The sequence below is a fragment of the Planctobacterium marinum genome (assembly GCF_020687805.1).
Taxonomy (GTDB): domain Bacteria; phylum Pseudomonadota; class Gammaproteobacteria; order Enterobacterales; family Alteromonadaceae; genus Planctobacterium; species Planctobacterium marinum.
The window spans coordinates 244959-257153 of record NZ_JAJEWQ010000005.1 but is presented as its reverse complement, the minus strand read 5'-3'; the positions used below and the strand labels follow the sequence as shown (position 1 = coordinate 257153).

10 protein-coding genes are annotated in these 12195 nt (G+C 42.3%); 4 read left to right on the top strand and 6 right to left on the bottom strand.

Features of this window, described 5'->3' with window-relative positions:
• Positions 1-18: 18 nt before the first annotated feature.
• Positions 19-1851, top strand: coding sequence for a glutamine--fructose-6-phosphate transaminase (isomerizing) (glmS, locus tag LJ740_RS17365; RefSeq protein ID WP_229530387.1), 1833 nt, complete (start codon positions 19-21; stop codon positions 1849-1851).
• 172 nt (positions 1852-2023) lie between these two features.
• Here glmS and LJ740_RS17360 read toward each other — a convergent pair whose 3' ends face one another.
• From LJ740_RS17360 to LJ740_RS17335, 6 genes are all read right to left on the bottom strand, one after another.
• The gene (locus LJ740_RS17360; RefSeq protein WP_229530386.1) at positions 2024-2362 is read right to left on the bottom strand and encodes a hypothetical protein; all 339 of its coding nucleotides are present in this window, start codon (positions 2360-2362) and stop codon (positions 2024-2026) included.
• Between the two features lie 174 nt (positions 2363-2536).
• Positions 2537-3247 carry an ATP-binding cassette domain-containing protein gene (locus LJ740_RS17355; protein WP_229530385.1) on the bottom strand — a complete coding sequence of 237 codons (711 nt, stop codon included), beginning with the start codon at positions 3245-3247 and terminating at the stop codon, positions 2537-2539.
• Positions 3241-4146 carry an ABC transporter permease gene (locus LJ740_RS17350; RefSeq protein ID WP_229530384.1) on the bottom strand — a complete coding sequence of 302 codons (906 nt, stop codon included), beginning with the start codon at positions 4144-4146 and terminating at the stop codon, positions 3241-3243. Before LJ740_RS17350 ends, LJ740_RS17355 begins: the two co-directional genes overlap by 7 nt.
• An 11-nt stretch (positions 4147-4157) precedes the next feature.
• The gene (locus tag LJ740_RS17345) at positions 4158-5123 is read right to left on the bottom strand and encodes an ABC transporter substrate-binding protein (protein WP_229530383.1); all 966 of its coding nucleotides are present in this window, start codon (positions 5121-5123) and stop codon (positions 4158-4160) included.
• Positions 5120-5578: a threonyl-tRNA synthetase editing domain-containing protein gene (locus tag LJ740_RS17340; RefSeq protein ID WP_229530382.1), complete on the bottom strand. Its 459-nt coding sequence runs from the start codon at positions 5576-5578 to the stop codon at positions 5120-5122. The genes LJ740_RS17345 and LJ740_RS17340 overlap by 4 nt, the downstream gene beginning before the upstream one ends.
• A gap of 23 nt (positions 5579-5601) precedes the next feature.
• Positions 5602-6420, bottom strand: coding sequence for a hypothetical protein (locus tag LJ740_RS17335; protein WP_229530381.1), 819 nt, complete (start codon positions 6418-6420; stop codon positions 5602-5604).
• Positions 6421-7449: 1029 nt separating this feature from the next.
• Between LJ740_RS17335 and LJ740_RS17330 the strand changes: the two genes are divergently transcribed.
• Genes LJ740_RS17330 through LJ740_RS17320 form a run of 3 tightly spaced genes read left to right on the top strand, consistent with a single transcriptional unit; the run spans position 7450 to position 11784 of the window.
• Positions 7450-9834 (top strand): TonB-dependent receptor, encoded by a 2385-nt coding sequence (locus tag LJ740_RS17330; RefSeq protein ID WP_229530380.1) that lies wholly within the window; start codon positions 7450-7452, stop codon positions 9832-9834.
• 13 nt (positions 9835-9847) lie between these two features.
• Complete coding sequence (locus LJ740_RS17325; RefSeq protein WP_267498338.1) at positions 9848-10552, top strand: response regulator transcription factor; 705 nt, start codon at positions 9848-9850, stop codon at positions 10550-10552.
• Positions 10552-11784, top strand: a complete 1233-nt coding sequence (locus LJ740_RS17320; protein WP_229530379.1) for a sensor histidine kinase — start codon at positions 10552-10554, stop codon at positions 11782-11784. Before LJ740_RS17325 ends, LJ740_RS17320 begins: the two co-directional genes overlap by 1 nt.
• Positions 11785-12195 lie beyond the last annotated feature (411 nt).

Genomic DNA, 12195 nt, shown 5'->3' with positions numbered 1-12195 from the left:
AACAACGAGAGAAATACTATGTGTGGAATAGTGGGGGCAATTGCAGAACGGAATGTCGTGCCTATTTTGGTGGAAGGTCTGCGCAGGCTGGAATATCGCGGTTATGATTCCGCCGGTGTCGCGGTCATTACCGAAAACAACAGCCTGCAACGGGTACGCCGGGTGGGTAAGGTAAAAGCCCTACAGGATGCCATCAAAGAGTCTCCGGTAAAAGGTGCGATTGGTATTGCCCATACCCGTTGGGCTACTCATGGCGGTGTGACGGAAAGCAACGCCCACCCTCATTTTTCAACTGACCGAATTGCTGTAGTACACAACGGTATTATCGAAAACTACGAGCCACTCAGTAGCAGGCTAAGCAGTGAGGGTTACACCTACGAAAGCCAGACCGATACCGAAACTATTGCGCACACTATTCACCACAAAATGCAAACCAGCAGCGATTTGCTCAAAGCCGTGCAGGAGAGTGTAGACGGTTTTCACGGTGCTTACGGTACCGTGGTTATGGACCTGGAAGATCCTGAAAAGCTGGTGGTTGCGCGCTCCGGTAGTCCACTGGTTATTGGCCTGGGTATTGGCGAAAACTTTATCGCCTCCGATCAGTTGGCGTTGTTGCCGGTAACCCGCCGTTTTATCTTTTTAGAAGAAGGCGATGTGGCCGAAGTAACCCGTACCGAAGTACGTATCTTTGATAAAGGTGGCGAAGCTGTTACCCGCGAAATCCACGATTCTGAAGTGGAGCACGACGCCGGTGATAAAGCGGGCTACCGCCACTACATGATGAAAGAGATCTACGAACAACCCATTGTTACACGCAATGCTTTGGAAGGTCGTTTGTCAGACAATGATTTATCTACCGATTTATTCGGGCGGCATTCGGAAGAACTGCTGAGTCAGGTACAACACGTGCAAATCGTCGCCTGTGGTACCAGTTACCACGCTGGCCTGGTGGCGCGTTACTGGCTGGAAGAACTGGCTAATGTCTCCTGTAACGTGGAAATTGCCTCCGAGTTTCGCTACCGCAAATCCCATGTACACAGTAACAGTCTGCTGCTGACCATTTCTCAGTCCGGTGAAACCGCTGATACCCTTGCGGCATTGCGCTTGTCTAAAGAATTGGGTTATCTCACCAGCTTAACCATCTGTAACGTACCGGGTTCTTCCATGGTACGTGAATCGGATCTGGCCTACATGACCAAAGCCGGTGCGGAAATTGGTGTTGCCTCCACCAAAGCCTTTACCACTCAGCTCACAGCCTTGTTGTTGTTTACTCTGAAACTGGGTCAACTGAACGGTTTGGCTAAAGAGAAACAACAAAAGATTATTCATGCCCTGCACACCCTGCCCAGCAAGTTAGAAGAAGTGTTAAACCTGAATAGCACCATCGAAAAACTGGCACCGGAATTTGCTAATAAGCATCACTCACTGTTTCTCGGCCGTGGCGAGCACTATCCTATTGCAATGGAAGGGGCGTTAAAGCTTAAAGAAATCTCTTACATCCACGCAGAAGCCTATGCCTCTGGCGAATTAAAACACGGCCCGCTGGCTCTGATCGACGATGAAATGCCGGTTATTGTAGTGGCTCCCAACGACCAGTTACTGGAAAAACTGAAATCCAATGTGGCTGAAGTACGCGCCCGTGGCGGCATCATGTATGTGTTTGCCGACAAAGACGCCAACTTCCAGAGCGACGACACTATGCGGGTGATTAACGTCCCTCACGTTGACGACATCATTGCTCCCATGGTGTACACCGTACCGCTGCAACTGTTGTCCTACCATGTCGCCATCATTAAAGGCACCGACGTAGATCAACCTCGCAATCTCGCCAAGAGCGTCACGGTGGAGTAGAAAAAAGGCCGAAAGGCCTTTTCTATGTGGGAGAGGAATAAAGATGCATACTAAGTATTAAAGTACCATACTAAGTAATATAGTTTCATACCAAAAAATAGATTGCACATAGAGCAATCAAATTGATTGTGATTAAATAGAAACCTAAGCTGTCATATTTTGATGATTAAAGCTAAGAATTCTTAATGATTCTTGAAACTTGTGACTGAGTTAGTCCAAAAGTCTTAGCTATTTTGGACTGGCTATCACCTCTTCCATCGTTATAAAGCTTATTAATCATTGCGTTTCGTTCTGTTTGAGACATCTCATTGGGATTAAAGTTAGTCAATTGACTGAAACCCTTACCAGATATAGTTTGTGTGATCGTTTCTACTTTTCCTGACCTTCTTTTAACAGATGCTTCCAATAATCCATCTTTATAGGTGATTGTAAATTCATCACATGTTTTGACTGATGGCATACCTAAACGCTCAAATAATGCTGGAACTGGGTGCTTGGATTTACTATTCATATTGTACTCTCTTACTGACGCATGCAATGCATAATAAGTTATGTATTTAATGCGTGTCAATGCAATTTTCGATTTTTTGGAGCACTTGATAAACTGAGAGCCGAATATCTAAATTGTATTAATGTTTGTTTAGACAATATTATTTTAATGGGGCATTAAAAGATGTTTACCCCTCTAGTTTGATAGTGCCTTTTCTAGTCGAGTTAGAGAAACTGCACTTGTTGATATGAGCTCCGTAGAAATCCCATTTTTCATAACAATTACATCTTTTGGGTTGTTTACAATAAAGTTTAAGTCATGCGTTATTACAATTGTCACACATTTTCTTTGCTCTGTTATTTCTTCGAGATCGCGCCATATTAACTCTTTAATACTATGATCCATTGAGCGCAGTGCCTCATCAACTAGAAGAATATTTCCTTTGTTTCCTAATGTAGCTGCCCACAAAATAAGTTGTCTTTGTCCACCAGATAATTGACTCAACATTCGATTGTGAATTTTTTCTACAGAGCGAAGCTCTCTATACGTTTCTCTCGAAAAGATATGTTCTAAGTGATCTCCTGAAATTCCAAAAGCTAAAAAAAGCTCTGAGACGGTCACGTCAAATGGGGTTATAGAGTCAATATCTTGAGGATAACAAAAAGCGATTTCTTTAATAAAAGAGTTTGCTTTCTGCCCATTCCAAAAAAAATCACCATTGAATAATAGTTCACCTGTTATTGCTTTAAATAATGTTGATTTCCCTGACCCATTTCTACCAAGAAGATATGTAATGCTTGGGGCTTGAAGTGTCTGATTAAACCCACTTAGTGCGGATACTTTTCCTTCCGCAGAATCGTAATACACTCGCAAGTCTGATATTTTGAATCCTCTTTTTGTCACCATTGTGCTCCAGTGATTCTGGTGTTGGCTCTTTTTCTAAAAAATAAGAGCACTAGGAGTAGTAAGCCTATCAAAGCACTTTTATCAGTATCTAACAGTACCTGATTAAAATCTTCTTGAAGTTTCAAAGAGAGTTCTTCAGAAACAACTAAAACAAAACTAAGAATGCCCGCTCCAACAGGGACACACCAAAATGTAGGTCTAGAGGTAAGTCGAAGAAAGTAGAGAACTCTTTCACCTGCAAGAGAGGCAAATAAGGCCTTTACTAGAAGTCCAATTCCGTTAGCATTCATGGCTGTTCCATAGAAAATGGAGTAAACCGCCCCTCCTAAGCCGAGAAATGCACCTGAAATCAAAATTCCTATGAAATAATAGTTTCTATCTTTGCGCTTCAGAATTGAGGAGGCTCCACCATTAGTTTCCCCCATGATTCTTAAAATAATACCGTGTTTTGATTTTTCCCAAAAAGCTAATAGTATTAAACACATGCAACTGACAATACTAATCCATAGAGCTGATGCTATCCGGGTATCTGAAAATCCAAATGAGTTTGCACCAAATTCCGCGTATATCATTGCGCTGCCGTCTAATAAACGGTATCCAATTGCCATTACAAGAAAGTAAGCAATCATTCCAGATAAAAGCTTTTGTTTGCCAGTACACCAGAAGATAAAACAGGTAACTGAACTTATTAGTATTCCAATCATTGGCGAAATGGCAATTAAAGATATTGAAGAATTAAATATCTCAGTACCATTAAATAATTGAAGTGTGACGATGCCTGAAACAGCCCATGTAGTTTCAAGCGATAAATCAGCCATTCTCAGTTTTAAGTAAGTGATATAACCAGCAGCAACTAAAGGGAGAAATATAATAGTATTGATAAAAAGATCAGCAATCATAGAGTTTATTTTTACCTAATGACTTCATCTGCACTTGATATTAAATTCTGAGGTAAGCGGATACCAAATGCTCTCATCGCCTGCAAGTTAACAATCAATTTATCTCCTGAGATTGTTTTTCTTCTTATGTTTCTTGGCTCTGTTCCTTTTAGGACTTCTATCACGACCTCCGAACTACTTTTACCAAATTTTTCATAGTCAACCGAATAACCTGCAACAGCACCTGCTCTTACGCTTCCACTGTCACTAGCAAAAACAGGTATATTGTTTTCCAATGCTATTTTGCGAATAATTTGAAAGGAGCCCACAGTTAAGTTATCGCCACCTACATAAATGACATCAACTGTTTTAGCTAAACTTGATACCGCTTGCGGAAGATCTGACTCGGTCATCACTGCTACTTTTGAGAGGGATAGTGATTTTGTATCAATTACTTTTTCAATGCTCTCTAAACCGGATACAGAATTCGGTTCATTTGGATTGTATAAAAAACCTATTTTTGTGGATTTGCCTAACACCTCTTCAATTAGTCTAATATTCGAGGAATAATTAACAGCATCGCTTAATCCTGTGCTATTTGTTCTGCTTAAGTCTGCACCTAAATCCTGAGGGTTGGTTACGAACGTGTAAACGATCTTCTGATTTCCATCCAGCTCTTTCATCACACCTTTTGAAACTGGTGTAGATATCGTGACTATTACATCAGGAGAGCGACTGGTGACCGTTCTGGCTAGCTGTGGAATTTCTTCGACTCTTCCTTGAGAAGATAAGATTGAAATATCCACTTCATGCTCACTGTACTTACTTCTGATCCCTGCTACTAATTCAGATTCAATTGTGTTTAAAACTGGATGGTCAATAAAATTGATTATTGTTAACTTCTTTTGATTTAAATCCGTCTTTTTCGATGGGATAGTTATATAAATTGTAGCTGCAGCTAGCACTACGGCTAATGTGAACCCAATTATTCTTTTCATTCAATTTGCTCTCTATGTTCTTGACTACATCTGCTTTCTCGCCATGCGAAGTCGCCAGGATGAGAATAGCTTTTAAGTATAACCTCTAGTTCGAGTTCTTTATGTGTACCAAAGCCGACTTCTCCCACAAGTATTCCCAATTTTTTCAGTTTTCTTTTGATATCATTAATTACAATTTTAGCTTCTTTTGGTTTCTTCAGGTCTCTAGCAAAATGTGCGAATGGGACAATCACTACCCCTTTTCCAATTTGATTAGAGTATTTGACGATTTCAGAAACCATAAAATCTTGATCTAATGTGCTGTCTCGTTCTTCAACGCATACTGCTGCAATTGCTACACTTTCAAATGATTTAAATCCCAAGAACTCTGATTCCAATTCAATTCCCTTTGGCCTCGTAGAGCATGCTGTGTCGTTAAAACTTGCGTATCTTGTGTTTATTAATAAAGTTCTCACTAAAACATCCTATAAGTCTGAATTCAGAGTGAATCCTGAGCTATCGTCCAAAGGTGTATAAATAAAGCTCTCGAAGCGTCAACTGGATCTCTTTTAACCGTTAAACGAGATCCTGATATTTCCTTTTTCTGATTATGCGTAACAAATAAAGTGGAAGTAGTGTCGAATAGTACGAAATCTATAGAGCCACCTAATTGAGATTTGAGATTGAGATACTTATCAGAATTTTCAATCTGACTTTTTTTGATGACCCTAATTAAAACTCCTAATTGTCTTTGCTCATAAATAAGCTTCCCCAACAGCTCTTTATTGGTTTGATCATCAATTATGAAAATTCTTCTTATTGCGATTCCTCTACTAGTGGCATCAATATGTGCTGATTTTTGGATACTGTTAAACGCTGTATCTTCTCTCCAAAAACTCTCAGATATATAATTTGTTGCATCAATACTAGTGTTGGTTCCATCAAACATTGTCTTCCATATGTTGACTGTTTCTTCTTTTCCAGGGTAGTAAACCTCTCCTAAAATCCCCTTCCTGATATCGCTCTTCATGCGCTTATCTAAATCCCTTAATGCGTCTTTAAATCCAGATTCTTCATATTTTGATAATACGATTGCCAACTCGTCTAACTCATTTTTATCTTCAAGTTGTGTCAACTTGTTAAGGACGGTGATGTTTTGTGTTTGGGTTTGAAAAAGACAAACTACAATCAGTCCGATAACTCCAGCATGGATTGAACTATTGAACTTTTCTCTCTTGGTCTTTCCGCTTGATAAGAAAAGAGCGCATGTTGCGGGAATTAATAAACCGGCAACATTTATAATTATGTATGTAAACACTGATTAATTTGCTCCATGTCTATATATCGACTTATCAAGAGAGTACAGCTGTCACAACACTTGACTAAACATTGTAAGAATATATCCGTTGAGTAAAAAAGCAACCATGTTTATAAATCGATAGTTGTTGACTTGTTGATATCTAAATTTAAGTAATAAAGTTGCATACCGATACGGCTCGACTTTAAGCCTTATACAGATCTGAGGTTAATTAAAATCGGACTAAGTTTAAGTTTTGTAAGGAGACACGTATGAACATGAAAGAACTAACCGACGGCGAATTTTAGCTGATCAAAGAGAGTCTGACTTACTACAAACGCAATATTGCGGAGTATAAGGATTATCCGAGCTACGAGTTCAAACAAGATCAGTTGCAGCGAGTGGACGAATTACTGGCAAAGCTAAAATCATAGTATGAAACTTTATTACTTAAAATAGGCTCCATTTTGGAGCTTAATTTCATTTCGGTATGATACTTTATTTTTTCGGTGGTGAAGTTGCCTAACGAAAAACAATATTTGCAGAGCATCTCAGTATGATACTTTATTACTAAACCACATTCTATTGTGGTAGAGGAATAAAGTATTCTGTCAGGAATACAAACAAGCCGTCTAAATTTGACGGCTTGTTTGTTTCGTAAGCGATAAAATTTTCATGCTAATTTAACTATTACCCCGGCAACCGCAATGGATTACTCGGGTTATGTAAAAAAGGACCATATATATTCCACCCCAAATCGGCCACTGTTCCATTCAAAATGCGCCAGCTTTCAACAAATCAGTAAGCCACGCCAATAAATTACGGCTTTTGTCTCTAAACGTTGAATAAGTGGCAGTATCTTGAGCGGCTTGTTTCATACCTGAAAACCACGGTTTTCGATATAACCTTCACATTTTGGCGACATTTTAGTCACATTGGCTTTGCTACTCTTTTTTCCGTTTCATCAAATTGTATTCATTCAACTCTCGAAAGCATCGACGTGAGCAGGCTATCGAGATTGATATCACAAACACTTAGAAGGAAAACGTTATGAGTTGGCAATTCAGACAGGTTTCATGGTTGACTATATGGGCGCTCTTGATTGGTTTACCACTTTTGGTTCACGCTGCGGAAGCGCCAGGAGTGTTGACCATTATAGTTAAGGATCAGGTCACTGAGCGGCCAGTGCCGGGTGTGCAAATATTGATCAGAGAACGGGAAACCGGTGACACCCAAGAATTAGTTACTGACTCACAAGGGCGCGTGGTTACAGAACAGCTTGATCCGGGTCTTTATTCTGTCAATCTGGCAAAGGTTGGTTTCGCGTCTTTATTTGAGCCTGGTGTCCGGGTGATTACCCGCAAAAATATCAAGTTAGATTTTGAACTTCGAATAGAAGATATTGAGGTAGTGGAGGTACGGGCGCAGCAATCTGATTTGTCCACTTCCGCCTCCGGAACTTATCTCAACCGAGAAGCCTTGCGCAGTGCGGTGGGTGGAGGAGCAGATCCTCTGCTCTCTTTAGATGGATTGCCAGGGCTGGCGTCAGCCAGTGAATTTGCAAGTTTTAGTGTACGTGGCCGTGGCCCAAGAGATAATTTGATATTCGTGGATGACTTTCCCTTCGATAAAGCTGTGCACTTTGATGCAACACTAGGTGAAGAAGAGGATGTGGGCGGGGGTGGTCGTTTCTCAATTTTTGCGCCCAATGTTATCAGCGGTGCTGAGTTCTCACCCGGCGGATGGGGGCCTGCTTATGGTGGGCGCGCCGCATCACTACTCAACCTGGAAGTTGCCGATGGTAACCCCAGCCCTTCAGCAAGCTTTCGCTATGATTTGGCAGGCTTTGAGGTAGGTTACGACGGTCCTGCCGGAATTATTGATGATTCCACAATACTTTTTTCAGCTCGTCGACTGGATTTTGGTTCATTGTTTGAAACTATTGACGAACTTGATATTGGCGAGCCAGTTTTAAGAGATGTGATCATTAAATCGGTCATTCCCATAAACACGAATAACACTTTTGAAGTGTTACTGATGGATACTCATGAGGAGTACACCCGTGGTGTTACTCACGTTTTTGCGTCACCTGATTTTGAAGATGCTGCGCTTCAGGATGCTGAACAAGATAGTGATTTATTTGGTGTGACATTGCGCACTTTAATCGGTGAAGAAGCGGTTTGGAACAACAAGGTTTACTACCGCAAAAGTGACAAGCTGAGTTCCGAGGGCGAGGCATTTCCCGATCTCGTCCCGGCCGGGTCGCCTGCGTCCAGTTTCCCGGTAAGAGAGAACATTATTACTATTGGCGAAAATGAAAGCGAAATCGGTTGGCGAAGTGATTTTGAAACAATGAATCATTGGGGCAAGCTGAGTGCCGGAGTCCGGGTAACGCAAATTGAACTGGATTACTATACCGAGTTAGATGGTGAGTGGATCCGATTTGTCTACGACGATGATGATTTCAGAGCCAATCCTGAGCAGCGCTATATCGTGTTGACATCAGAGAGCATGAACTCTTCAACTCGTCGGCAGGAAACAAATTACGCTGGCTACATAGATCAAGTTTTTGAATTCGGCGACTGGGATTTTGGTGCTGGTATGCGATTTGAACGGGATGGCTTTGCCGAAGAAAGCTTTGCCTCTCCGAGGTTTAACATTAACTGGCAACAGAGCAAAGCGGTTAAATATTTTGCGACAGCAGGGCTCTATCATCAATCTCCACGGTATTTGGAGCTTGCTGCCAACGAATCAAACAATCTGAAAACCGAAAAAATAGCCCATACCAGTATCGGTGTTAAATATTTTCCCAACAAGAACTGGTCAGTATTGACGGAGGCCTATTATCAGAACCTTAATAACTTGGTAGTGGACCTTGATCGGGCAAGTGGAACGTATGCTAACTCAGGCGAAGGTTCATCTTATGGCGTTGATATTGTGCTCAATGGAACAATTTTTGAAGGTCTTTACGCTACAGCAACCTATTCTTACAATGACGCAGTTGTGGATCGACAAGATGGTCGTGGTGATGTTGCCGCTGAATTTAGTAGAAAACATGTTGCGACATTGGGCCTGACCTGGGAAATTAATGATCGCTGGAAGGTTGCGGGGCGCTACAAATACCTGTCTGGCAGACCAGACGACCTGTTCATTATTCACACTGATGTATTGGGAGCGGGTCAACCTTTGAGATATTCGAAAGAAATCGTACAACGCAATGTCGGGCGCAAAAGTGGCTCTGGATTGTTAAACATTCGCGTCGATTATCGTCGCGCTTTTGGGCCTTTAGATGTGACAGCCTTTCTTGATGTCATCAACGTAACTGCAGCATCTTCAGGCGACGAGAGTGAGTTTGATTACCGTCGAGGCGTTATAGTAAAAGACGAAAGTGAAGCCGAACCCTTGATTGGCTTGCGACTGGATTATGCCTGGTAGAGGAGAGCTGCATATGGTTCACGCGCTTGGTACCGCGCCTATCAAAGTCTTGATTGTGGAAGATAACCGCGATATTTGTGAAAACATCGCCGCTTATCTCGAAAAACACAATTATCTACTGGATTTCGCTTATGATGGGATAAGCGCAATGCACCTGGTTTTAACCAATCCTTTTGATGTTATCGTGCTGGATTTAATGCTTCCAGGCATGGATGGATTAAGTTTTTGTCAAAAGTTGCGGACTGATGCCAAAGTGCAAACTCCCGTACTAATGTTAACGGCACGAGACAAGCTTGACGATAAGCTGAAAGGGTTCGAAGCGGGAGCCGACGACTATTTGGTTAAACCATTTGCATTACAGGAGTTGCATGCGCGACTTCAGGCATTATTCAAACGCAGTCACGGTAAAACCGATAATCTGCTAGCCGTTGGCAATTTGACTTTGAATAGTTCCACGTTGCAGGTACATCGCGCTGGGCGGCATATTGATCTCAACCCTTCTTGCATGAAACTGCTACAACGATTAATGGAGGAGGCGCCTTCGGTCGTGACGCGCGAAGCTCTCGAAACCTTGTTATGGGCTGATGAGCACCCCGATGGCGATGCCCTTCGTTCTCATATGTACAAGCTAAGACAGGCTGTCGATAAACCATTTGATACGCCGCTAATTCACACAGTTCATCGCATCGGATATCGCATAGCAGGGGGAACTGATTAATGTATCGTCGCAGTCTTCGCAAGCGTGTCGCCATTGCGTTTGCACTGTGCGTTGCGGTACTCAGTGTGGTTTGGGGGCTAGCCTTTTTCGCGGCGATCAGGTTGAGCGAAGATCGAGTGCTGTCACAACAGCTTGAGGTTGCTGCCGCAAGCTATCCTGACCTAACAACGAATCTTCGCGGATACACTGAAATTGCGAGCTTGCCTCAATCACTCAGCGAGTGGGCCAGTACCGATCCCGAAACAGGACTATACGAGTTTAGTGATAAAGAATTGCATGTTGCTGTAATACCTGTCGACAATGAACAAAAACGGGCTTATGTGGTTTTCGATGTTGCCGGAATTGAAGCAGCTTCCACAGAAGATTGGTGGTTGCTTCTGATGATTACCGGAGTTGTTGGTACACTCGGATTTCTTGGTTTTGGTTTAGGTATATTCGTCATGCGCAAGGCGGTTGCGCCGGTAATGGAACTGGCTGAAGTCGTCGCGGGTATCGACCCCAGGCAACTATCTGCAGAAGATTATAAGCGCATTGAATCTGACCGTTTTGGCGATGATGAGGTAGGCCTACTTGCCGGAACGATTGAGCAGACATTTGAGCGTATTAGTGCTTTTGTTGAGAGGGAACGCAACTTTACAGATTCAGCCAGTCATGAACTGCGGACACCGATCACCGTGATATCAGGAGCATTAGAGATCCTGGAACAAAGCGACTTATCTGAAAAAGATGTAAAAACACTGGAAAGAGTGAAGCGTGCAACGCTCGATATGAAAACTATGATAGAGATGTTTTTGTGTCTTGCCCGCGAAGTAGACGATGGCTTGTATGAAGAGCAGTTTTTACTATTGCCTCTGGTGCGCAGTGCAATAGAGCAGCAACGTCACCTGCTGCGTAGTAAGCTTGTCGATGTTGAAATTGATGCTCTCGCTAATCCAAATATTTACGGACATCCACAAGCTTTTTCTATAGCGGTCAATAATTTAGTACGCAATGCATTCGAACACACACTTGAAGGACAAGGGCCAATCACGATTCGCATCAAAGAACAGGAACTATTCATCAGTAACAAAGTTAGCAATGGTGTTGACGAACAGCATTCAGTGTCTTGCGTTTCGTCACCTCAAGGCTACGGTTTGGGTCTGGGAATCGTGCAGCGACTTTGTGAGCGCAACGGTTGGTCATTCTCTTTAATTGTTGATGAGAAGCGTGTAATCGCTCGATTGTCGTGGTAAATGCAGTTTATTAGTAACGCCAAAACCTCAAACCCGATACCAGTTTGAGAATGGCGAAATCACTGAAACCTATATGGATGGCAAAAAGACGTTTGCTGAGTCCATGGAGGCAGGTAAGCGATAGTTAACGCCCTGAAAAAACCAGTCGTCCTCCCATCACTGTACTGAAGATTATCTTGAATTCAGGGATAGCAACGCCAAAAAGGCATTTATCCGCTAAGTATCTATTTGGGTGAGCAAAAACCCGTGTTAACACTGTCGTGCAAGTTATCCTGAAAATCAGGCTTTTTAACTTATTTGGGAAAATTTTTCTGATTGTTTGGTCGCTGTTGCCTGCGTCAGGTGATATGCTGTTGCACGTTATTTCAACGTCAATTGTGTTTTATTTTCTGTGCGCCCATTAGTGATTAG